This is a genomic window from Blastococcus colisei, assembly GCF_006717095.1.
GTDB lineage: Bacteria > Actinomycetota > Actinomycetes > Mycobacteriales > Geodermatophilaceae > Blastococcus_B > Blastococcus_B colisei.
The window spans coordinates 564,400-587,149 of sequence record NZ_VFQE01000002.1; the positions used below are offsets into that span (position 1 = coordinate 564,400).

Below are 22,750 nucleotides of genomic sequence, written 5' to 3' on the forward strand. Positions count from 1 at the left end.
GGCCAGGGTTAGAGTCCTCATTAGTTGAACACTCAACCGAGGAGGCCGGCATGCCTGCCGTGACCGTCGAGGACACCACCACCCTGGCCCGCGTCCCGGTGCCCGCACCCGGGACCGTCCGGCGCCGCACCCGCTCGGTCACCACCGCGCCGTCCGGCTTCGAGGGCGAGGGCTTTCCGGTCCGCCGCGCCTTCGCCGGTGTCGACCTCCGCGACCTCGACCCCTTCATCCACATGGACCAGATGGGCGAGGTCGAGTACGCCCCCGGTGAGCCCAAGGGCACCAGCTGGCACCCGCACCGCGGATTCGAGACCGTCACCTACATCATCGACGGCACGTTCGAGCACGCCGACTCCCACGGCGGTGGGGGCACGATCAGCAACGGCGACACGCAGTGGATGACCGCCGGCGGCGGCGTCCTGCACATCGAGCGCCCGCCGGAGCACCTCGTGGTCAGCGGCGGGCTGTTCCACGGCCTCCAGCTGTGGGTGAACCTGCCTCGCGCCCAGAAGTGGGTGGAGCCGCGCTACCAGGACCTGCGCGCCGACGAGTCGGTGCTGCTGGCCAGCCCGGACGCCGGCGCCTTCCTCCGGGTGATCGCCGGGGACGTCGCCGGCCACACCGGCCCGGGCTCCACCTACACGCCCATGGCGATGGTGCACGCCACCGTCTCTCCTGGCGCCACCCTCGACCTGCCGTGGCGCCCGGACTTCAACGCGCTGGTCTACGTGCTCTCCGGCGCCGGCTCGGTGGGCATCGACGGCGCCCCGGTCCGGACCGGTCAGCTCGCCGTCCTCGGCCCCGGCGACACGGTGACCATCAACGGCGCCGTCCACCAGGAGTCGCGCACTCCGGCGCTGGACGTCGTCATCCTCGGCGGCGCGCCGATCCGCGAGCCGATCGCGATGTACGGGCCGTTCGTCATGAACAGCCGCCAGGAGGTCATGGACGCGTTCACCGACTTCCAGGCCGGGCGGCTCGGCTCGATCCCCGCCGCCTACGGAGGCCGTGAACCGGTTCCCCATGCTGATGTCCGGGGCGAGACTGGGCAGGCGACGCCGCCGACTCCCCGCGCCTGACGCCGATTCCTTCCGGAGGACCGCGATGAGCAACCTCGACCGCCGCCCGGCCGCCCGCGAGATGGGCGGCCTCGAGGCCACCGCGGCCGGCCCGGCGATGGACCTGCTGCCGGGCAAGGAGGTGCTGCTCGGCGAGAGCACCCGAGTCCGGCGGCTGCTGCCCACCCTGGGACGGCGGATGGTCGGTGCCTGGGCGTTCGTCGACCACTACGGCCCGGACGACGTCACCTCCTCGGCCGGCATGCAGGTGGCCCCGCACCCACACACCGGACTGCAGACGGTCTCCTGGCTGCTCGAGGGCCAGGTGCACCACCGGGACTCCGTCGGCAGCGACGTGGTGTTCGGTCCCGGTCAGCTGGCGCTCATGACGGCCGGGCACGGCATCGCCCACTCCGAGCAGTCGCCGGTTGTGCACCCCCGATTCCTGCACGGCGCCCAGCTCTGGGTCGCGCTGCCGGACGCGCACCGCGAGGTGGCTCCGCACTTCCAGCACCACGCGACGCTGCCCGGCTTCCGCTCCGACGGGCTGACGGCCACGGTGCTCATGGGCTCGGTCGGCGGTGTCATCTCCCCGGGCACCGCCTACAGCCCGCTGGTGGGCGCCGACCTGAGGCTGACCCCTGGCGCCGATGTCGAACTGCCCCTCGAGCCGGACTTCGAGTACGCCGTGCTGGCCGCCGGCGGGTCGGCGACCGTCGAGGGCGCCCCCGTGGCGCACGGCGCGATGCTCTACCTGGGCACCGGCCGGCGGACCGTGCGGCTGCGGGCGGAGGAGGCCGCGAGCCTGCTGTTGCTGGGCGGAGAGCCGTTCGAGGAGCAGCTGGTCATGTGGTGGAACTTCGTCGGCCGGTCGGGTGAGGAGATCGCCGACTACGCCGAGCTCTGGAACGCCGAGGACGACCGCTTCGGCGTCGTCGTCGGGTACGACGGCGACCGGCTGCCCGCTCCCTCGCTCCCGGCGATGCCGCTCAAGGCCCGTGGGCGGGTGCGGTGATGGCCGCCTCCATCGACCCCCGGATGCTCGCATTCGTCGCGGAGAACCGCTGGGGCGTGCTGGCCACCACCAAGCAGGACGGCCGCCCTCAGCTGTCCAACGTCGGCTACGCCTACGACTCCGGCGCGCAGCTGATCCGGGTCTCGGTGACCGCCGACCGGGCCAAGACCCGCAACCTGCAGCGAGACCCGCGGGTGACGCTGCACGTGGCCTCGTCGGACTTCTGGACCTGGGTCGCCGTGGAGGGCACCGCGGAGCTCACCCCGCCGGCGGCCGACCCGCACGATGCCACGGTCGAGGAGCTGATCACCTACTACCGCGGCATCAGCGGCGAGCACGAGAACTGGGACGAGTACCGCGCCGCCATGGTCGCCGACCGGCGCCTCGTCGTCCGGTTCCGGCCCGAGCACGCCTACGGTCAGCTGCGCGGCTGAATGGGCCGGCGCGCCCCGTGCGCGCCGGCCGGTGACCGTCAGGCCGGCGGGTCCTGCATGACCTCGAACGCCGCGCCCCACGGGTCCTCGACGATCGCGAAACGCCCGAACGGTGTGTCCATCGGGGGCGTCGTCACCGTGCCGCCCCCCGCCTCGACCGCGGCCACCGCCTCGTCGGCCGACGCCACCGAGAAGCAGGTCAGCCAGCCCGTCGGCATGCTCGGGTCCGAGGCGCCCAGGCCGCCCAACGGGTTCGCGCCCTTGGTGAAGGTGGCGTAGTCCATGCCTTCGCCGGCCATCTCGGCCTCCATCTGGTCGAAGGTGAAGCCGAAGACGGCGGAGTAGAACTCCTTGGCTGCAGCGGTGTCGGCGACCATCGCCTCGTTCCAGGCGAGCGCACCCGCCTCGTTGTGGATCTGGACGCCGGTGTTGACGCCCGACTGCCAGAGGCCGAAGACGTTCCCCTGAGGGTCGCGCGCGATGACCATCGTGCCCATCGGCCCGACCTCCATCGGCTCGACGAGCACGGTGCCGCCGGCATCCCTGATCCGGGCAGCGGTCGCGGCGGCATCGTCGGCCGCGAAGTACGTCGTCCACTTGGGTGGGTCGTCCGGGTCCTGCTGCGGGCCCATGCCGCCGGCCATCCGGCCGTTGCGCAGCACGGTGAGGTAGCCGCCGAACTCCGGCTCCCCGCCGCTGTACTCCCAGCCGAAGACGGACGAGTAGAAGGTTTTCGTGGCGTCGAAGTCAGCGGCGCCGTAGTCGACCCAGCAGGGCGTGCCGTCGGGCCACGGGGTGTCGCGTGTGGGCATGTGATTCTCCTTCTGGTCGGGAGGAGCACCGTCCCACCGGGCACCGACAGTTCCCAGGCCTCGCGGGCGCGGGCCGCCCGCGGTGGCTCAGAACCGGCCGCCCCCGCTCCTGCCGCCGCCGCCGAAGCTGCCGCCACCCGATCGCCCGCCGCCGAAACCGCCGCCGCCGAAACCGCCGCCCCCGAAACCGCCGCCCCCGAAGCCGCCGCCGTAGCCACCTCCCCGGCCGCCACCGAGCAGGATCCCGCCGAGCACCAGGCTGCCGAGGTCGACTCCGCCCCGCCGGTACCCACCGCCGTAGCCGCCCCCGAATCCGCCTGGCCCTCCGGACCAGCTGGAGACGTCGTCCTGGGCACGGTCCAGCGCCGACTGCGCCAGCGTCGTCGCCTGGTGCGCCTCGCGCAGCGCGGTCACCGGGTCATCGCGGCCCATGTCGACGGCGACATCGAGGTGGCGCTGGGCCTCGGCCAGCCGCGTCCGGGCCTCGGGGCCCACCGCACCACGGCGGGTGCTGATGAAGTCCGCCGCGGCCGCGATCGTCGACCGCGCCGTCATCACGGCCTGGTCGAGCGCGGCCGCCGCGCGCCGGACCTGCGTCTGCGCGTCCCGGGCGTGCACCAGCGCCTGCTCCAGCGCGATGTCGGCCTCCTCGAGCTGCCGGAGGGCGGCCAGCGGGTCCGGCTGCGCGCCGGCGAGCGCCTCGTCAGCGGAGGCGAGCGCGGCCTCCGCGCGGGCGATCTGCGGCCGCAGCCCGCTGCTGTCGCCGGAGGCGATCAGCGACCGCGCCTCGGCCAGGTCCTTCTCCGTCTCCGCGCGGACGGCCGCCACCCGGCCGCCGGCCGCGTCCAGGTCGGCCGCCAGCCGACCGACGGCGTCGAGCAGCGTGGCGGTCTGGGCGACGGCGTCCTCAGCCGCCCGGATGTCGCCCACCGCGGTGCCCGGCTCGTCCGAGGTCAGCGCCGTGCGGGCTTCCTGCACCTCCTGCTCGGCCGCGGCCAGCCGCGCCCGCGCCTCGGTGACGTTGTCGGCCACCGCGGCCACCGCGGAGGCGGCGAAGCGCTGCTGCAGCTGCGCCAGGCGCTGCTCCTCCTGCGGGATCCGGGCGCGCAGCTCGGCCAGGCGCGGGGAGAGCGCGTCCAGCACCTGGGGCGCGGTGTGCTCGAGGTCGCGCAGCTCGGCGAAGGCGGCGGCCTGCTCGTCCAGCCGCGCGCCGGCGGCCTCGGTGAGCCGCAGCATCTCCCCCAGCATCTGCCGCGTGGTCGGCTCGTCCGTGCCGGTCCCCCGCTCACCCATGTCGTCGTCCAGCTGCTGGCGCAGGGCGAACGCGCGGGACAGCTCGTCGCGGGAGGTCGCGAGCGCCGTCCCGAACCCGGCCACCGCCTCCTCGCCGTACTGCGAGCGCGCGAAGTCGAGGTCCAGCTGCGAGGTCTTCATCGCCTCGTCCAGCTCCAGCAGCGCGCTGCTGGCCCGGAACTGCAGCTGCTCGGTCGTGGTGCCCTCGTAGGGGTCGGCCCCCTCGAGCCGGGTCACCGGGGGCGGCTGACCCTCGCGCGCGCGCCGCCGCGAACGGCTCACCAGGTAGACCCCGCCCCCCACCACGGCGATGCCGCCGACGACCAGGAGCGCGCCACCGCCGCCGGAGCCCTCGGATCCGCTCTCCCCGGCCACGGTCCCGGACGAGCCGTCGGTGCCCAGGAGATCGGCGAAGGCGGCCACCCCGCCGGCGAAGTCGCCCTCGCGGAACGCCGGCTCGACGACCTGTGCCACCTCGGCGTCGGTCAGGGTGGAGCTCTCCGGCAGCTTGAACCCGTACGCGCCGTCGACCACCGCGACGGCGAGGAGCGCGTCGCTGCCGCCCAGCTGCGACAGCTCGGCGGTCGCATCCGCCCACTCGTCACCATCGGACCCGTCGAAGCTGTTGACGAAGACGACGAACAGCTGCGTCCCGTCCTCCGCGCGGAGTTCCTCCAGCGCGTCGTCGACCTGCGACTCGTTCCCGCTGAGTGCACCGACCAGGTCGACCACCTGCTCGTCGAGCCGGAAGGGCGGGTCGGCCAGCGCCGTGCCGCCGCTCAGCACGAGCAGGGCGGACACGCCCAGGACGACGAACAGCCGGCGCACGGCACCTCCTGGGAACTTGTCGGTACGGAACTGCCGACCCTACCGACGGCGGACGGGTCCAGCCGCGCCGCACGGGGTAGGGCGGGTGCCGCGACCGATCGAGGAGGAACTCCCGTGCCAGAATCCGACCGCCTGCCCGCCGCCGATCTGCCGCCAGGGACGGTCCGCCGTGCCGGCGACTGGGCGGTGGGCAACCGGGGACCTGCCGGGGACGACCGGTACTTCGCGGTCTCGCGCAGGTGCCGGCACCAGCTCGCCGACCTGGCCGAGGGCAGCATCGACGCCGACGGGTGCCTGGTCTGCCCGTGGCACCAGAGCCGCTACGACGTCCGCACCGGGGAGATGGTCGAGGGCCCGAAGGGCTTCCTGGGCTACCACGGCCCGACGCCGGTCTACACCCAGCTCGTGCAGCTGCTCGGCCGGATCGCGCGGCTCCGCGTCCGCCGGGCGGTCCGGCGCGGCGACGACGTCGTCGTCCGCGAATAGTGCCGCAGGCATAGGAACCTTTACCTGTGTTCTGGGCCAGGACGCAGGTAAAGGTTCCTATGCCTGTGCCCCGCGGGTCAGGACGCGGGTATAGGCACCTACGCCTGGTGGTCAGCGGCGCTCGATCGGCTCGTCCACGCCCTGCAGCAGCGCGTCCTTCTCGAGCTCTCCCGTGGCGCCCGTCGCCCGGACGGCGACGCCCTGGGTGGCGGCGACCTCCTCCGGCGACCTGGGCAGCAGCCGTCCGTCGCGGATCTCCTCGGCCCAGTGGCAGCTGACCAGCCGACCGGGCGCCAGCTCGCGGAGCACCGGCACCTCGTCGTCGCACCGCGTCTCCTGGCGCCACGGGCAGCGGGTGTGGAAGCGGCAGCCGCTGGGCGGATTCGCCGGCGACGGCAGGTCGCCGGCGAGCAGGATGCGCTCGCGCCGCTCCTCGATCTCGGGATCGGGCACCGGGACGGCGCTCATGAGGGAACGCGTGTAGGGGTGCAGCGGCTGCTCGTACAGGTCGTCGGCCGAAGCCTGCTCGACCAGCGAGCCCAGGTACATGACCCCCACGACATCGCTGATGTGCCGCACCACCGCGAGGTCGTGCGCGATGACCAGGTAGGTGAGGCCGAGCCGCTCCTGCAGCTCCTCGAGCAGGTTCAGCACCTGGGCCTGCACCGACACGTCGAGCGCGGAGACCGGCTCGTCGGCGATGAGCAGGTCCGGTTCCAGCGTGATCGCCCGCGCGATGCCGATGCGCTGGCGCTGCCCGCCGGAGAACTCGTGCGGGTACCGGCGCAGCGCTGCCGACGGCAGTCCCACGGCGTCCAGCAGCCCGCGGATCTTCTCCGCGATGCCCTTCGTGCCCCCGCCCAGGCCGTGCGCGCGAAGCGGCTCGGACAGCAGCGACTCGACGTTCTGTCGCGGGTCCAGGCTGCCCAGCGGGTCCTGGAAGACCATCTGCATGCGCTGGCGCATGTGCCGCAGCGGCTCGCCCCTGAGCGAGGCCACGTCGGTGCCGTCGAAGATCACCTTCCCCGCGGTGGGCTCCTCCAGGCGCAGGATCGCCCGGCCCAGCGTCGACTTGCCGCAGCCGGACTCGCCCACCAGGCCGTAGGTCGTGCCCCGGTCGATGGCGAGGTCGACCCCGTCGACGGCGCGCACGTGGCCGACCGTGCGATCGAAGACGATCCCGCGCTTGATCGGGAAGTGGACCTTCAGGCCGCGGACCTGCAGCAGCGGCTCTGCCGGCGCGCTCGCTGCCGGGCTGGGGGTCGTCATCGGGCGGCTCCGGAGGCGGTGGCACCGGACGGTGATGCTGGGTACTCGATGGGGTGGCGGCAGCGCAGTTCCCGGCCGGGACCGTCGTACTCCAGCGGCACGACCTGCCCCGACACCTCGGTGAGGCAGTCGTCCTGGGCGTTATCGCACCGCGGTGCGAAGGCGCAGCCCTGCGACCACGGGATGGCGTCGCGGGCCGAGCCGCGGATGGGGGTCAGCGGCGTACCCCGGCCGGAGTCGAGCCGGGGTACGGAGGCGAGCAGCCCGCCGGTGTAGGGCTGGCGGGGCCGGGCGAAGAGGTCGCGCCGGTCGGCGGTCTCGATGATCTTCCCCGAGTACATCACGTGCACCCGGTCGCAGAGCCCGGCGACGACGCCCAGATCGTGGGTGATCATGACCAGCGCGGTGCCGGTGTCGACGACCAGCTCGCGCAGCAGCTCGAGGATCTGCGCCTGGATGGTGACGTCGAGGGCGGTGGTCGGTTCGTCGGCGATGAGCAGGCGCGGTGAGCAGGACAGCGCCATCGCGATCAGCGCACGCTGGCGCATGCCGCCCGACAGCTGGTGCGGGTACTCCTTGAGCCGCCGCCCCGGGTCGGGGATGCCCACCTTGTCCAGGAGGCGGACCGCCTCGTCGGCGGCGTCCTTCTTGGACATGTCCCGGTGCTCGAGGAGCACCTCGGTGACCTGGGTGCCGATCGGGACCGTCGGGTTGAGCGAGGACAGCGGGTCCTGGAAGACCATCGCCATGTCGGATCCGCGCAGCCGCCGCAGCATCCCGACGTCGGCGCCGATGAGCTCCTGGCCGTTCAGCCGCACGGAGCCGGCCACCTGCACGCCCCGCCCGGGCAGGAGTCCCATGATCGCCAGCGAGGTGACCGACTTGCCGCAGCCGGACTCGCCGACCAGGCCGACCGTCTCCCCGGGAGCCACGGTGAAGCTGACGCCGTCCACCGCCTTGGTCGCCTGCTCGCCACGCCGGGAGAAGGTGACCGCGAGATCCTCGACCTCGAGCACCGGCACCGGCACCGGCACCGGCACCGGCACCGGCACCGAGCCCAGCGACTCCTGCGTACTCACCCCGCTCACCTCCGGAACTTCGGGTCGAGGGCCTCGCGCAGCGACTCCCCGAGCAGGGTGAAGCCGAGGGCCACCACGATGATGCAGAGGGCCGGGTACATCGCGAGCTCGGGGCGCACCGACAGGAAGTCCTGCGCATAGGCCAGCATGGCGCCCCACTCCGGCCGGGCCAGGTCGGGGTCACCGAGGCCGAGGAACGACAGCGCCGCGGCCTCGATGATGGCGGTCGCCAGCGACAGCGTCGCCTGCACGATGACCGGCGAGACGGAGTTCGGCAGCACGTGGCCGAACACGATCCGGCCCTTCTTCACCCCCAGGGCCCGTGCCGCGACGGCGTAGTCGCTGCCGCGTTGGGCGAGCATCGAGCCCCGCAGCAGCCGCGCGAAGATCGGCACCTGGGTGACCGCGATGGCGATCATCAGGGCGTACTGGTTGGCACCCAGGAGCACCGAGATGCTGATCGCCATCAGCAGGCCCGGGATAGACAGCAGGATGTCGACGAAGCGCATGACCAGCGTGTCCACCCAGCCACCGAAGGCGCCGGCCAGCACGCCCAGCGCCATGCCGACGACCACGCCGAGCACGGTCGAGACCACGCCGATCATCAACGACTGGCGGGATCCCCAGATCAGCCGCGACAGCAGGTCGCGGCCGAGGTTGTCCACGCCCAGCGGGAACCCCTCCTGAGCGCCCGGGATGAAGCCCGGCCGGATCTGGAACAGCAGCGTCTGGGCCAGTGGGTCGCGCGGCGCCAGCCAGGGCGCGAAGGCGGCGACGAGCAGGAAGACGACGACGATGACCGCGCCGGTGATCGCCACCGGGTCGCGGCGCAGCCGCCGGAACGCGCTCTTGATGAGCGAGACCCCACCCTCGCCCTCGGGCACCTGACCGGCCCTGGCCGCCAGCTCGTCGATCCGCCGGCGCTTGACGTCGCCCATCGCGGTCACCGAGCCCGCCCTCCGTCCGTTCCCGCCCGTGTCATCGGACCCTCACCCGTGGGTCGAGCAGACCGTAGGAGATGTCGACGAGCAGGTTCACCAGCACGTACACGACGGCGAGCATGAGGATGAAACCCTGCAGGATCGCGAAGTCGCGGGCGAAGAGCGCGTCGTAGAGCGCCGATCCCACCCCACCGAACGCGAACACCGACTCGGTCAGCACGGCCCCCGACAGCAGCAGGCCCGTCAGCAGGCCGATGGTCGTCGACACGGGCAGCAGGGCGTTGCGGATGATGTGCCGGCGGCGCACCGTCGCGTTGGCCAGCCCCTTCGCGTTCGCCGTCCGCACGTAGTCCTCGTTGACGACGTCCAGGACCGAGGCGCGGGTGATGCGCACGATGATCGCCAGCGGGATCGTGCCCAGCGCGATCCCCGGCAGGATCAGGTGCAGGACGGCGTCCCAGGCGGCGTCCCACTCGCGGGTCAGCAGCCCGTCCAGCACGTAGAAGTTGGTGATGCGGGTGGCGTCCATGCGCACGTCCTGGCGACCCGAACCCGGCAGCCAGCCGAGGTCGACGGCGAAGATCAACCGCAGCAGGTAGGCCAGGAAGAAGACGGGGATGGTCACGCCCAGCAGCGACCCGATCACCGACGTCGAGTCCAGCCAGCTGCCGTGCTTGCGGGCGGCAAGGTAGCCCAGCGGGATGCCGAGCCCGATCGCGAAGATCATCGCGAACACGGTCAGCTCGATGGTGCCGGGGAACCGCTCGAGGAACTCTGTCGTCACCGGACGGCCGGTCCGCGCGGACGTGCCGAAGTCGAGGCGGACGACCCGGCCGAGGAAGCGCAGGTACTGCTCGTAGAGCGGCTCGTCGAGGCCGAACAGCTCGTTGTAGCGGGCGATCGCCTCGGGGGTGGCGCGCTCGCCGAGCGCGGCCTGAGCCGGGCCGCCGGGCAGGGCGCGCAGCCAGGCGAAGAGCAGGACCGACAGCCCCAGCAGGATCGGGATCAGCTGGAGGAGCCGCCGGACGATGAAGCGGAGCACGTGCTCGGGTCACCTTTCCCGGGGCGGGACACGGACCGGCCGCGCCGGTAGCGGCGTGAGCCACCACCGGCGCGGCCGGCCACCTGGATCAGTCGCTGAGGGACACCGTCGAGAAGACCTCGGCGGTCAGCGGACTGGGCTCCAGACCCTGCACGTTCTCGGCCACGACGAGCGCCGGGGGCGAGTGCGAGATCGGGACACCCGGGAGGTAGTCCATGATCAGGCGGTTCGCCTCCTGGTACATCTCCGTCCGGTTCGCGGCGTCCGGCTCGGCGTCGGCCTCGGCCAGCGCCGCGAAGATCTCCGGAGCACTGAACGCACCGAACTCCGCGGACGCCTGGTCGTTCGACGCCTCGGCGAAGAACGTCCCGATGAAGTTGTAGGCGTCGTTGTAGTCACCGGTCCACCCGAGCAGGTGGACGTCGGCCTGACCGGCCTGGACCGCGTTCAGGTAGTCCGGGTTCCACGGCAGCGCCGTCGGCTCGACGGTGAAACCCGCGTCGGTCAGGTTCTGGCTGATGACCTGGAACATCGCGGCCGGGTCCGGCAGGTAGGGCCGGCTGACCTCGGTCGGGTAGAAGAACCGCAGCGTCGTGCCGGTGGCCCCGGCCTCCGCCAGCAGCGCCTTCGACCGCTCCGGGTCGTACTCGTAGGTGGTCACGTCCTCGGCCCAGCCGTCGACGGTCGGCGGCATGAACTGCGTCGCCGCCTCGGCACCGTCGGGAAGCAGCGAGTTCACGATCGTCTCGCGGTCGATCGCGTGGGCGATCGCCTGACGGACCCGCGGGTCCTGCACTGCCGGGTTGGCCCCGGAGTCGGGGACGTTCCCGCCGTTCATGCCCAGGTACAGGATGTTGAACGGGTCGCGGACGAGGACCTGGAAGCCCTCGCCCTGGAGGGACTCGTAGTCGGCGGGCGCGACGAAGTCGTAGCCGTCGATCTCACCGGCCTGCAGCTCCTGCCGGCGGGTGTTCCCGTCGGAGATCGTCCGGAAGATGATCTCGTCGAGGAGCGCGGGCTCGCCCCAGTAGTCGTCGTTGCGGACGATGGTGACCTCGTCGTTGCCGCGGTCCCAGCTGTCGAACTTGAACGGGCCGGTGCCGACCGGGTGCTCCAGGGCGTACTCGGAGTAGGTCAGTGCGTCCTCGCTGCCGCTGAGGTCGTCGGCGTTGTACTCCTCCAGGGCCGTGGGGCTCTGGATGGAGAAGGCCGGCAGGGAAAGCGCGGCCGGGAACTTCGAGGTGGTCTGCGTGAGCGTTATGACGGCGGTGTTCTCGTCCGTCGCCTCGCAGCTCTCGTAGATGCTCGGGGTGTCGGGCGTGCTGGCGAAGCCGCCGAAGACCGCCTGGTAGTAGTACGAGGCGCTCGGGCTGGTGGCCAGGCCCTCGAAGTTGTGCCAGCGGTCGAAGTTGAAGCAGACCGCCTCGGCGTTGAAGTCCGTGCCGTCGTGGAACTTCACGCCCTCACGGAGGGTGAAGGTGTACTCGAGGCCGTCCTCGCTGACCTCCCAGTCCTCGGCCAGCTGGGGCACCGGCTCCGTGCCGCCGAGCTCGTTGGTGAGCAGGCCCTCGTGGATCTGCCGCGCGATCCGGAACGTCTCGCCGTCGCTGGCGAAGGCCGGGTCGAACATGGCCGGGTCACCGGCGGCACCGAAGACCAGCGTGCCGCCGGACTCACCGTCGGCGGTTCCACCGCCGGAGTCGTCCCGATCACTGGAGGCGCAGGCACCCAAGGTGACTGCGAGGAGCGCGGACGCCGACGCGGCGAGCGCTCGGGTGTGGCGACGTGACATCGCGGAAGACCTGCCTTCTCGGCCCTGTCGGGCCGGATGAGCTCCGGGCGGGACAGCCGTGGACGGAAATCGCTCCACAGACGTACCGCGGAACCCTAGGACGCCGCCGTCGCTGCTGGTGAGTGCGATGGCGTCATCGACACCATCTCGTGACCTTGGTCCGCGCCCGGGTGAGCGCACGCTTCCCGGACGGCGACGGCCCCGGACCGTCGCGGTGCGATGGTCCGGGGCCGGTGCACGATGCCCGGTTCAGAAGGCCGGCAGCACCGCGCCGGCGTAGGTGTCCTCGATGAACTGCCGGACCTCCGCGGAGTGCAGCAGCTCCTCCAGCTGGGTGATCCGCTCGTCGTCCTCGTCGCCGCTGCGCACGACGAGCAGGTTGGCGTTCGGGTTGCCGTCGGCCTCCTCCAGCGCCAGCGCGTCGTCGGCCGGCGAGAGGTCGGCGTCGATGGCGTAGTTGCCGTTGATCACCGCGGCGTCGACGTCGGCCAGCGAGCGGGGCAGCTGGGCTGCCTCGACCTGCTGGATCTCCAGGTTCTTCGGGTTCTCGGCGATGTCGATCGCGGTCGGTGCGGCCTCGCCGGTGTCGGCCAGCGTGAGCAGATCGTTGGCCTCGAGCAGGCGGAGCGCGCGGGCGGCATTGGTCGGGTCGTTCGGGATCGCGACCGTGGCGCCGTCCGGGAGGTCGGCCAGGTCGTCGAGCGACGCGGAGTAGATGCCCAGCGGCTCGATGTGCACCGGATCGAGGGCGGTGAAGTCGTAGCCGGCGTTGGCCTCCTGCTCCTCCAGGTAGGGCACGGTCTGGAAGTAGTTCGCGTCGATGGAGCCGTCGTCGAGCGCCACGTTGGGCTGCACGTAGTCGGTGAACTCGACGATCTCGAGGTCCAGCCCGGCGTCGTCGGCGAGCTCCTCGTCGATGAATCGCAGGATCTCGGCGTGCGGCACCGGCGAGGCGCCGACGCTCAGCGGCTCGTCGGCGGCCGACAGCTCGGCGTCCCCACCGCCGCACGCGGTGAGGCCGAGCAGGGTGGCGGTGGCGACGGTGGCCAGGGCGGACCTCGTGGGGCGGAGCATGTGCGCGTTCTCTCCTTGCTGTGGTGGGGTGCTGCGGGGTTGGTCAGGCGTGCGCGAGCCGGCGCGCCCAGCGGTCGCCGGCCCACTGCAGGAGCTGGACGACGACGAGCAGCAGCACGACGGTGGCCACGGTGATGTCGGTGCGGAACTGCTGGTAGCCGTAGCGGATGGCGAAGTCGCCGAGGCCGCCGCCGCCGATGGCGCCGGCCATCGCCGAGTAGCTGACCAGCGCCACGACGGTCACCGTCACGCCCGCGACCAGCGAGGGCAGCGCCTCGGGCAGGAGCACCGTGCGGACGACGTCGCGCCGCCGGGCACCCATGGCCAGGGTCGCCTCGACCTTGCCATGGCTGACCTCGCGCAGGCTGGTCTCCACCAGCCGGGCGAGGAAGGGGACGGCACCGATGGTCAGCGGGACGATCGTCGCCGTCGAGCCGATCGTCGTCCCGACGATGCCGCGGGTCACAGGGGCGACCAGCACGAGCAGGATGATGAACGGCAGCGAGCGGCCGAGGTTGACCAGGAGCCCGAGCGCGCGGTGCAGTGCCGGGCGCGGGGACAGCGCCCCGGGGGCGGTGATCGTGAGCAGTACGCCCAGGGGCACGCCGATGAGCACCGTCAGCGCGGTGGCCACGCCCACCATGTAGAGCGTCTCCCACGTGGCCTCGACCAGCTGCGGGGCGATACGGGACCAGTCGTTCACCGCTGCACGTCCGGGGCGTCGAGGAAGCGGGGCTCGTAGGGTTCGCGGACCGGCTCGGGCGCCGGCTCCTCCTCATCCCGCCAGGGCGGCGGCTCGTCGCCCGGCACGGCACGCTCGACCAGCGATCCGCCGTCCCGGAGCCGCTGCAGCGCCGCGTCGAGCCGGCCGTCGTCGCCGGTCACCGACAGCAGCAGGCGGCCGAACCGCCGGCCGGCCACGGTCTCCACGGAGCCGCCGACGACCTCGACGTCCAGGCCGAGCTCCCCGGCGAGGGTGCGCAGCACCCGGCCCTCCGGTGCGGCCTCGGTGACGGTGACCCGGACGAGGTCGCCGTCGTGACCGGCGAGGGCCGGTGCCGGCAGGAGCTGCGCGGCCAGCGGTGAGTGCGGTCGCGCCAGCACGTCGGTCAGCGGCCCCCCGTCCACGACCCGGCCGGACTCCAGCAGCACGGCGCTGTCGCAGACCGCACGGACGACGGCCATCTCGTGGGTGATCAGCAGAACCGTGAGGCCGAGCTCGGCACGGACCCGGCGCAGGAGGTCCAGGACGCCGGCGGTGCTGGACGGGTCCAGCGCGCTGGTCGCCTCATCGCAGAGCAGCACCTCCGGACGCGCGGCCAGCGCGCGGGCGATGGCGACCCGCTGCTTCTGGCCGCCGGAGAGCTGGGCCGGGCGGGACGCGTGCCGGTCGGCCAGGCCCACCAGGTCGAGCATGTCCGCGACGCGACGGCGACGCTCGACCCGGCCCACCCCGGCGAGTTCCAGCGGGTGCTCGACGTTGCCGGCGGCGGTGCGCGAGTCGAGGAGGTTGAAGTGCTGGAAGATCATGCCGACGGTGCGGCGGGCCTCGCGCACTCCGTCGTCGTCGAGGTCGGTCAACACCCGCCCGCCGACGGTGACCCGGCCGGAGGTCGGCCGCTCGAGCAGGTTCACCAGGCGGGCGAGGGTGCTCTTGCCGGAACCGCTCCGTCCGACGACACCGGCGAACTCGCCGTCGGCGACCGACAGGGTGACCCCGTCGACGGCGACCACCTCGGCCGCCCCGCGACGTGCGGGGAACACCTTGCGGACGTCGGACAGTTCGATCACGGGGGCCTCGGCAGGGCTCGGCGGTGTGCGGCGCGGGACGGTGGGCGCGGGCGGGCGGGCCTCCGCCGGGAAACGGCGGCCGGCCCGGGGCGGGCGTCGGACGTTCCGGGGCCCGCAGCCGGAGCTACAGGCGGCTGGCCGTGCGCATGAGGTCGATGGCGCGACGACGCGTCAACGCCCAGTTCCTCTGCATCTGTCGAGGATGCGCCCAGCGACAGCCGCCCGGCCACCGCGCCGGCCCGAATGTGAGAGAACGCTCAACCGGTGCCGTTAGATCACCCGCCCGCGCCCGCTGCCCGATCACGCGATGCCCCCCCGGGGCTGTCGTCACGCGATGCCTATGGCGCGACTCCGCGCCCCGGTCCGCTCCTCGCTCGTACCTCGCTGCGATGACACCGGTCGCCTCCGCGGTCGCTCCGCTCCTCGCTCGCTCGCTGCGATGCTCACTCCCTGTCGGCTCCGGGCTCCCGGGGCTGTCGTCACGCGATGCCTATGGCGCGACTCCGCGCCCCGGTCCGTCCTCGCTCGTACCTCGCTGCGATGCTCCCGGCGCTGTCGTCACGCGTCGATGCGGCGGCGGCCCTCGAACGCGCGGCCCAGCGTGACCTCGTCGGCGTACTCCAGGTCACCACCGACCGGCAGCCCGCTGGCCAGCCGCGAGACCGCGAGACCCATCGGCGAGACCAGGCGGGCCAGGTAGGCGGCCGTCGCCTCGCCCTCGAGGTTGGGGTCGGTGGCGATGATCAGCTCGGTGACCGCGCCGTTCATCAGTCGGGTCATGAGCTCCTTGACCCGCAGGTCGTCGGGGCCGACGCCGTCGATCGGGCTGATCGCGCCGCCCAAGACGTGGTAGCGGCCACGGAACTCACGCGTGCGCTCGATCGCGACGACGTCCTTGGGCTCCTCGACCACGCACAGCACGTCGTCGGTGCGGCGCGGGTCGCGGCAGATCCTGCACTGCTCGGCCTCGGCGACGTTGTAGCAGGTCACGCAGAAGCGGACCTCCTCCTGGACGCGGGTGAGCGCCGCGACCAGCCGGCCGACGTCGGCGGACTCGGCCGACAGCAGGTGGAAGGCGATGCGCTGCGCGCTCTTGGGACCGACGCCGGGCAGCCGGCCCAGCTCGTCGATCAGGTCCTGGACGGCACCCTCGTACACGCGATGTTCCTCGCAGATCCTGGCGGGGTGGGGATCAGAGACCGGGCAGGCCCAGGCCACCGCCGGGACCGCCGCCCAGGCCACCCGCGAGGGGGCCCATGGTGCGTGCGGCCAGCTCGTCGACCGCGCGCTTGGCGTCGTGCAACGCAGCGACGACGAGGTCCTGCAGCGTCTCGAGGTCGTCCGGGTCGACGGCGTCCTTCGAGATCGTGATGGCGGTGACGTCCCCGCTGCCGGTCATCGTGGCCGTCACCAGGTTCCCGCCGGCCGAGCCGGTGACCTCGGTGCGCGCGAGCTCCTCCTGAGCCGCCACCAGCTGCTGCTGCATCTGCTGCGCCTGCTGGAGGAGCTGTGCCATGTCGGGCTGACCACCGGGGAACATGTCACGAGAGTAGGCCGCGGATACGACGAGCAGCGGCACGCCGACCGCCACCGCCCCTCCGGCCCCACCTCTACCGGTCAGGTCTCCCGGGAGCGCTCGACGAGCCGGCGCACGATCACGTTGCGCTGGATCTCGTTGGTGCCCTCGCCCACGATCATCAGCGGGGCGTCGCGGAAATAGCGCTCGACGTCGAGCTCCGCCGAGTAGCCGGCGGCGCCGTGGATGCGCATCGCGTCCAGCGCCACCTGCATGCACGCCTCGGAGGCGTAGAGCTTGGCCATCCCCGCCTCGAGGTCGCTGCGCCGCCCCTCATCGATGCCGGCGGCCGCGTCGAGCACCAGCAGTCGGGAGGCGTGCACCTTCGTCGCCATGTCGGCGAGCAGGTTGCCGACCGACTGGTGCTCCCAGATCGGGGTGCCGAAGGTCTCGCGCTGCTGGGCGTAGGCGAGCGCGTCGTCCAGCGCCGCCTGCCCGACGCCGACGGCACGCGCAGCGACCTGCACCCGGCCGAGCTCGAGACCAGCCATGAACTGGCCGAAGCCGCGCCCCTCCTCTCCGCCGAGCAGCGCGCCGGCCGGCACTCGCGACCCGGCGAAGGACAGCTCGCAGGACTCGACGCCGCGGTAGCCCAGCTTGGGCAGGTCGCGGGAGACGTCCACCTGGCCCGGCTCGACGAGCAGGATGCTGATCCCCCGGTGCCGTGGCTGCGCCTGCGGGTCGGTCTTCACCAGGGTCGCGATCAGCCCGGCGTGGCGGGCGTTGGTGATCCACGTCTTGGTGCCGTCGACGACGTAGGAGTCGCCGTCCCGGACGGCGCGGGTGCGGATGTCCTGCAGGTCGGAGCCCCCGCTGGGCTCGGTGAGCGCCATCGCGGCACGGACCTCTCCTGTCGCCATCCGCGGCAGCCAGCGCTCCTGCTGCTCGGGCGTGCCGTACGTGGCGAGCAGGCGGGCGACGACGCTGTGGCCGCCCATCGCACCGGCCAGGCTCATCCAGCCGCGGGCGAGCTCAGCCGTGACGAGCGCGAAGCAGCGGGTGGAGACAGCGGACTCGCTCCACCGTGCCGGGACGGCGAGCCCGAAGACCCCCATCTCCTTCATCTGGTCGATGAGCGCGGCGGGGTACTCCTGGGCCCGCTCCAGCCGGCCGGCGTGCGGGCGCACCTCGCGGTCGACCCAGCGCGCGACGGTCTCGACGATCGCCTGCTCGTCCTCGGGGAGGTCGCGCGCGGTCATCGGTTCAGCTGTCCACGGGGCGGGCGCCGAGCTGGGCACGGAGCAGGGACAGCGCCGCCTGCTCCTGGTCGACGACCGGCTCGGGCGCCCCGCCGGCCGCGGCCGAGACGTCGGCTGCGCGCTCGGCCATGAGCTCGCTGGCCTCCGCGGCCTCGGCGGCGCGCGCCGCCTCCCGGGCCTGCTCCGGCGGGACGGCCGGGCCCGAGGCGGTCGCGGCACCCTCGACGACGGCGTCGACCCGCCAGCGGACGCCGAGCAGCTCGTTGAGCGCCTCCCGGATGACGTCCTTGTTCAGGTCGTCGCCCAAGCGCCGGGCCAGCGCCGGCGACGAGGTCGAGAGGGTGAGGACGCCGTTGGTCAGCTGGTGGACCTGGGCGTTCTTGAGCAGCGCCTCGGTGGTGCGCTTGTGCCGCTTGACGACGGCGAGCAGCTCGGGCCACATCCGGCGGACGTCGGTGGTGGTGAGCTCGCCGTCCTCGGCCGCCGGTTCGGGGTTCGCCGAGACCACCGGCGTCGGCTCACCGCCACGCGGCGCGGGTGAGGACTCGGCCGCGGCCCGGGGCGGACCGGCAGCCGGGGCCGCCCCCCGCCCGGCGGCGTCGGTGCGCGCAGCCGCGGCCCGGGCCGCGGCGGGATCGGCGGCGTGCGGCCAGTCCTCGTCGTCGGTGGGCTCGGGCGGGAGCGGGATGTCCGGCTCGCCCGCGACCGCGCGCGGCGGTGTCCGCTCGGCCGGCGGACCAGCCGGCGCGCCCGCTGCTGGTGCGGCCGCTGCTGGTGCGGCCGCGGCAGGTGCGGCGGCCGGCTTGGCCCGGCCCGAGCCCGGCCGCACCGTCTCGGGCCAGTCGTCGGCGGCCGGGGCGGGCGCAGCGGCCGCGGGGGCGGCGGCCGCCGGAGCCTCGCTGCGCCGCGACGGGCGGACGTACTCCTTGCGCGCGCCCGTGCCCGCGGCGGGCTCTGCGGGCGGAACCGACGGTGTAGCGGCCGGGGCTGGCGCGGCCCGCGGTGCCTCGCGGACCGGGGCCGCAGGCGCCTCGCGGACCGGGGCCGCGGGTGCCTCGCGGACCGGGGCCGCGGGTGCCTCGCGGACGGGGGCCGTCGGCGCCTCGCGTACGCCCTCGGGGCGCCCGGCGTGCTCGCCCGCGATGGACATCCGCCGCTCGAGCCGCTCCAGCCGCTGGAGGGTGGCCGCCGCCGAGCCGTCGGTGGCCGGCAGCAGCATGCGGGCGCAGACGAGTTCGAGCAGCAGCCGCGGCGCCGTCGTCCCGCGCATCTCGGTGAGGCCCTCGTGCACGGTGTCGGCCATCCGCGAGAGGGTGGCCGAACCGAGCGCGGAGGCCTGCTGGTTCATCAGGTCCAGCCGGTCCGGCGGGCAGTCGAGCAGGCCGTTGCCACCGGCGTCGGGGACGGCGTCGAGCACGATCAGGTCACGCAGCCGGTCGAGCAGGTCGGTGGCGAAGCGCCGCGGGTCGTGGCCTGCCTCGACGACCCGGTCGACGGCGCGGAACACCGCCGGGGCGTCGTGGGCGGCGAGCGCGTCGATGGTCTCGTCGAGCAGCGCGTCGTCGGTGACGCCGAGCAGCCCGACGGCGCTCTTGTAGGTGACGCCCTCGGGACCCGCGCCGGCGAGCAGTTGGTCGAGGATCGACAGCGAGTCGCGGACCGAGCCGCCACCGGCGCGGACCACCAGTGGGTAGACGGTCGGCTCGACGGTCACCCCCTCGGCCTCGCAGGTCTTCTCCAGCAGGCCGCGCAGCGTCGTCGGCGGCACCAGCCGGAACGGGTAGTGGTGGGTGCGCGAGCGGATGGTCGGGAGGACCTTCTCCGGCTCGGTGGTCGCGAAGACGAAGACGAGGAAGTCCGGCGGCTCCTCCACCACCTTGAGCAGGGCGTTGAAGCCCTGCGTGGTGACCATGTGCGCCTCGTCGACGATGTAGACCTTGTAGCGGCTGCTCACCGGTGCGAAGAAGGCGCGTTCCCGCAGGTCACGGGCGTCGTCGACACCACCGTGGCTGGCCGCGTCGATCTCCATGACGTCCAGCGAGCCGGGCCCGTCGGGCGCCAGGGCGATGCACGACTCGCACACGCCGCACGGCGTGGACGTCGGCCCCTGCTCGCAGTTCAGCGATCGGGCGAGGATCCGCGCCGACGACGTCTTGCCGCAGCCGCGCGGGCCGCTGAACAGGTAGGCGTGGTTGATCCGGCCGCCGTCCACCGCGTTCATCAGCGGGGTGGTGACGTGCTCCTGCCCGACCACCTCGGCGAAGGTCGCCGGGCGGTACTTGCGGTAGAGAGCCAGGGCCACGCCGCGAGGTTACGTGGCCCCACCGACGCTCCGACGGACGTTCCGGATTCGCAGTGGACGACGGTGCCGGCACCCCGTTATGAGACCGATACATACCGGTATGGGGCGGCACCGGTACCTCGACGCGTCCTCCTCATGAGACCGACCACCGGAGGAGCGATGACCGACCACAGGGACGCGGAGTTCACCGACTTCGTCGCCGACCACGGCGGGCAACTGCTGCGTACGGCGTGCCTCGTCACGGGGGACGCCCATCTCGGTGAGGACCTGCTCCAGACCGCGCTGGCCAAGGCCTACGGGTCATGGGCCACGGTGCGCGACGCCGACCACCCGGTCGCCTACGTCCGCCGGCTGATGATCAACGCGCACCTGAGCTGGCTGCGCCGGTTAACCAACACCGAGCGGGTCCTCGAGACCTTCCCGGACGTCGGCGGCGGCGACCCGCAGAGCGCCCACGCCGAGACCGACGAGATGCGCCAGGCACTGCTCCGCCTGTCGCCACGCGTCCGCACCGCCGTCGTCCTGCGCTACTTCGAGGACCTCAGCGAGGCCGAGACCGCACAGCTCATGGGCTGCTCGCGCAGCACCGTCAACAACCACGTCTCCCGGGGCCTGGCCGCCCTCCGCGGCCTGCTCGCCCCCCACACGGACGACGACCTCACGCCCGCGTCGAGGAGGCACCAGTGAACGACCACGAGACCACCGTCCTCAGCTCCCGCCTGCACACCCTGGCCGACGACATCACCCCGCCGCTCGACGTCGTGGGTCAGGTGCGGGCCGCCCGGTCCCGACACCAGCGGCAGCGGCGGGGACGCCTCGCGCTCGTCGCCGTGGCGACGGCGACCGCCGCGGTGGCCGTCGCCACGGTGGCCGCAGCCGACCTGCTGACGGCCACTCCCCCGCGCGCCGAGGTGGCCGTCCCCCGCCACACGTCGGCGACCGCCCACCCCACCCCGACCACCGAGGTGGCTCCGCCGCCGACCACACCCTCCGGTCCGAGCGCTCCGCCCACCACCGAGGCCGGACCGACCAGCGGGACGGCCGGCTGGGAACTTCGGTCCTTCCAGGGCGTCTCCTTCGCGGTCCCGTCGGGCGCACGCGCGGCCGACACCGTCGACCTGAGGCCGGTGACCAGCTGGTACGAGGGTCCCTCGCTGACGTGGAACGGACCCGCCCTGGGCGGTGGCGAGTACTCGCACGTGAAGGTCTCGATCACCGAGACCTTCGAAGGCGGTCTGACCCCCGCCGACGGGGGCGAGTGGTTCACCGTTCCCGGAGCGGAGTCGGCGTACGGGGGGATCGACTACTGGACGGGCACGGAGGGCCTGGGCCCGACCGTCGAGTCGTACACGTTCTGGCTGCAGGTGCTCGCGGGGGACCGCCAGATCCACGTCAGCGGCACCTTCCCGGCCGGCGAGGCGGGTGAGCAGATGGCACGTGATCTGCTCGCGTCGATCGTCATCACCTGACAACAGGCGCGGAACGAGATCTGCGAAGTCGTGGCGATCAGCGCCTGATGGCCACGGCTTCGCAGATGTCGCGGCGGTCCAGGGAAAGGAAAGGACCCCCCGCGCACCCGCCAGAGCCCGCTTATCCTTGCTGCCTTCCGGCCCTGGGGAGGTTCACAGGATGACGCCACACGAGGGGTCTGGCGTCCACTGTAGAGGAACCGGGCAGCGCGCCGACGCGGGCTCCCGCTAACCTCCGTGCCCATGACGCCCCGGCACGCGCTCGTCCTTCCCCCGCCCCGCTCCTGACCCGGAGCACCGCGGGCTGAACCCATCGGCGGGCCGCACCGGCCCGCCGCGTCGCCGTGCTCCGGATCCGAGTCCCGCCCGGTCCGCGAACCAGGAGCGTCATGTCCGCCCCCGCCTCCTCCCCGCTCGCCCTCCCCACCGCCGCACCGCGCGGCTTCCTGCTCGTCGTCCTGGCCGCCCTGTGCTGGGGCACATCGGGCATCAGCGGCGCGATCGTCGCCGAGCGGACCGGCCTCGGCCCGCTGGACATCGCCTGGCACCGCATGGCGATCGGCGCGGTGGTGCTGCTCGCCGGGTTCCTCCTCGCCCGCCGCAGACGCTCCAAGGCCGCCACCGCGCTGACCCGCCCCACCGCCGTCCGGCTGTTCCTCGTCGCCGCCGGCCTGGCCGCCTACCAGCTCGCCTACTTCGCGGCCGTCGCCTCCGCCGGGGTCAGCATCGCCACCCTGGTCGCCCTCGGGCTGGCGCCCCTGCTCATCGCCGTCGGCGCGGCCGTGCTCGGGCACGGCCACCCGGACCGGGCCACGCTCGTCGCCCTCGCCGTCGCCCTGATCGGGCTCGTCCTGCTCGTGGGGACCTCCGCCGGCGCGGACACCGGGACGTCGGTGCTGCTGGGCGCTCTGCTCGCGGTCGGGTCGGCGCTCGGCTACGCCGTCGTCACCCTCGCGGGGGGCGGGGTGCCGCCCGGGGTGCCGGTGACCCTGGCCGGGTTCGCCGGCGGCGCCTTGCTCCTGACCCCGGTCGCCCTGGTGGCCGGCCTGCGGTTCACCACGGACCCCGTCGCGCTGGGCGTGCTGCTCTATCTGGGTGCGGTGCCCAGTGCGCTGGCCTATGGGATGTTCTTCGTCGGGCTGCGCAGCGTGCCGGGGTCGGTCGCCGCGATCGTGACGTTGCTCGAGCCGCTGACCGCGACCGCGCTGGCGACGGGGTTCCTGGGCGAGCGGCTCTCCCCCGGCGCGCTGGCCGGTGGAGTGCTCGTGCTCGCCGCCGTCGCGGGGCTGT

20 protein-coding genes, 1 other RNA gene and 1 pseudogene are annotated in these 22,750 nt (G+C 73.2%); 7 read left to right on the plus strand and 15 right to left on the minus strand.

Features of this window, described 5'->3' with window-relative positions:
- Positions 1–50 precede the first annotated feature (50 nt).
- Genes FHU33_RS22170 through FHU33_RS22180 form a run of 3 tightly spaced genes read left to right on the plus strand, consistent with a single transcriptional unit; the run spans position 51 to position 2,507 of the window.
- Complete coding sequence (locus FHU33_RS22170; protein ID WP_142027736.1) at positions 51–1,079, plus strand: pirin family protein; 1,029 nt, start codon at positions 51–53, stop codon at positions 1,077–1,079.
- 25 nt (positions 1,080–1,104) lie between these two features.
- Positions 1,105–2,073 (plus strand): pirin family protein, encoded by a 969-nt coding sequence (locus FHU33_RS22175; RefSeq protein WP_142027737.1) that lies wholly within the window; start codon positions 1,105–1,107, stop codon positions 2,071–2,073.
- Complete coding sequence (locus FHU33_RS22180) at positions 2,073–2,507, plus strand: PPOX class F420-dependent oxidoreductase (RefSeq protein WP_142027738.1); 435 nt, start codon at positions 2,073–2,075, stop codon at positions 2,505–2,507. Before FHU33_RS22175 ends, FHU33_RS22180 begins: the two co-directional genes overlap by 1 nt.
- 38 nt (positions 2,508–2,545) lie before the next feature.
- Here FHU33_RS22180 and FHU33_RS22185 read toward each other — a convergent pair whose 3' ends face one another.
- Together FHU33_RS22185 and FHU33_RS22190 are read right to left on the minus strand one after the other, a co-directional pair.
- Positions 2,546–3,319 carry a VOC family protein gene (locus FHU33_RS22185; RefSeq protein WP_142027739.1) on the minus strand — a complete coding sequence of 258 codons (774 nt, stop codon included), beginning with the start codon at positions 3,317–3,319 and terminating at the stop codon, positions 2,546–2,548.
- A gap of 87 nt (positions 3,320–3,406) precedes the next feature.
- Entirely contained in the window at positions 3,407–5,440 is a 2,034-nt protein-coding gene (locus FHU33_RS22190; RefSeq protein WP_142027740.1) for a TPM domain-containing protein, read from the minus strand.
- A gap of 114 nt (positions 5,441–5,554) precedes the next feature.
- On the opposite strand from FHU33_RS22190, the gene FHU33_RS22195 reads away from it, so the two are divergent.
- Positions 5,555–5,926: a Rieske (2Fe-2S) protein gene (locus tag FHU33_RS22195; RefSeq protein ID WP_142027741.1), complete on the plus strand. Its 372-nt coding sequence runs from the start codon at positions 5,555–5,557 to the stop codon at positions 5,924–5,926.
- A gap of 111 nt (positions 5,927–6,037) precedes the next feature.
- Here the strand turns inward: FHU33_RS22195 and FHU33_RS22200 are convergent, their stop codons facing one another.
- From FHU33_RS22200 to FHU33_RS22255, 12 genes are all read right to left on the minus strand, one after another.
- Positions 6,038–7,195, minus strand: coding sequence for an ABC transporter ATP-binding protein (locus FHU33_RS22200; RefSeq protein WP_142027742.1), 1,158 nt, complete (start codon positions 7,193–7,195; stop codon positions 6,038–6,040).
- Positions 7,192–8,274, minus strand: a complete 1,083-nt coding sequence (locus FHU33_RS22205; protein ID WP_246064119.1) for an ABC transporter ATP-binding protein — start codon at positions 8,272–8,274, stop codon at positions 7,192–7,194. The genes FHU33_RS22200 and FHU33_RS22205 overlap by 4 nt, the downstream gene beginning before the upstream one ends.
- 5 nt (positions 8,275–8,279) lie before the next feature.
- A complete protein-coding gene (locus tag FHU33_RS22210) occupies positions 8,280–9,212 on the minus strand; it encodes an ABC transporter permease (RefSeq protein ID WP_246064194.1) in 933 nt (310 codons plus the stop codon).
- A 40-nt stretch (positions 9,213–9,252) separates the two neighbouring features.
- Entirely contained in the window at positions 9,253–10,257 is a 1,005-nt protein-coding gene (locus FHU33_RS22215) for an ABC transporter permease (protein WP_142027744.1), read from the minus strand.
- Positions 10,258–10,345: 88 nt separating this feature from the next.
- Positions 10,346–12,049: an ABC transporter substrate-binding protein gene (locus FHU33_RS22220; RefSeq protein WP_142027745.1), complete on the minus strand. Its 1,704-nt coding sequence runs from the start codon at positions 12,047–12,049 to the stop codon at positions 10,346–10,348.
- Positions 12,050–12,298: 249 nt separating this feature from the next.
- Positions 12,299–13,123, minus strand: a complete 825-nt coding sequence (locus tag FHU33_RS22225) for a MetQ/NlpA family ABC transporter substrate-binding protein (protein ID WP_142027746.1) — start codon at positions 13,121–13,123, stop codon at positions 12,299–12,301.
- A 43-nt stretch (positions 13,124–13,166) separates the two neighbouring features.
- On the minus strand, positions 13,167–13,826 hold the full coding sequence (locus tag FHU33_RS22230; protein ID WP_142027747.1) for a methionine ABC transporter permease: 660 nt from the start codon (positions 13,824–13,826) through the stop codon (positions 13,167–13,169).
- Complete coding sequence (locus tag FHU33_RS22235; RefSeq protein WP_142027748.1) at positions 13,823–14,914, minus strand: methionine ABC transporter ATP-binding protein; 1,092 nt, start codon at positions 14,912–14,914, stop codon at positions 13,823–13,825. Before FHU33_RS22235 ends, FHU33_RS22230 begins: the two co-directional genes overlap by 4 nt.
- Positions 14,915–15,472: 558 nt before the next feature.
- On the minus strand, positions 15,473–16,072 hold the full coding sequence (gene recR, locus FHU33_RS22240; protein WP_142027749.1) for a recombination mediator RecR: 600 nt from the start codon (positions 16,070–16,072) through the stop codon (positions 15,473–15,475).
- Between the two features lie 34 nt (positions 16,073–16,106).
- Entirely contained in the window at positions 16,107–16,454 is a 348-nt protein-coding gene (locus FHU33_RS22245) for a YbaB/EbfC family nucleoid-associated protein (RefSeq protein ID WP_142027750.1), read from the minus strand.
- A gap of 77 nt (positions 16,455–16,531) precedes the next feature.
- On the minus strand, positions 16,532–17,689 hold the full coding sequence (locus FHU33_RS22250) for an acyl-CoA dehydrogenase family protein (RefSeq protein ID WP_142027751.1): 1,158 nt from the start codon (positions 17,687–17,689) through the stop codon (positions 16,532–16,534).
- Positions 17,690–17,693: 4 nt separating this feature from the next.
- Positions 17,694–19,991 (minus strand): DNA polymerase III subunit gamma and tau, encoded by a 2,298-nt coding sequence (locus FHU33_RS22255; RefSeq protein WP_142027752.1) that lies wholly within the window; start codon positions 19,989–19,991, stop codon positions 17,694–17,696.
- 159 nt (positions 19,992–20,150) lie between these two features.
- On the opposite strand from FHU33_RS22255, the gene FHU33_RS22260 reads away from it, so the two are divergent.
- The gene (locus FHU33_RS22260; protein WP_142027753.1) at positions 20,151–20,678 is read left to right on the plus strand and encodes a SigE family RNA polymerase sigma factor; all 528 of its coding nucleotides are present in this window, start codon (positions 20,151–20,153) and stop codon (positions 20,676–20,678) included.
- Positions 20,675–21,460 carry a hypothetical protein gene (locus FHU33_RS22265; RefSeq protein ID WP_142027754.1) on the plus strand — a complete coding sequence of 262 codons (786 nt, stop codon included), beginning with the start codon at positions 20,675–20,677 and terminating at the stop codon, positions 21,458–21,460. Before FHU33_RS22260 ends, FHU33_RS22265 begins: the two co-directional genes overlap by 4 nt.
- An 87-nt stretch (positions 21,461–21,547) precedes the next feature.
- Here FHU33_RS22265 and ffs read toward each other — a convergent pair.
- Positions 21,548–21,643, minus strand: an RNA gene (gene ffs / locus FHU33_RS22270) — signal recognition particle sRNA small type.
- A gap of 206 nt (positions 21,644–21,849) precedes the next feature.
- Between ffs and FHU33_RS22275 the strand changes: the two are divergent.
- Positions 21,850–22,740: pseudogene (locus FHU33_RS22275) on the plus strand (DMT family transporter); the annotation flags it as partial.
- Positions 22,741–22,750: the final 10 nt, after the last annotated feature.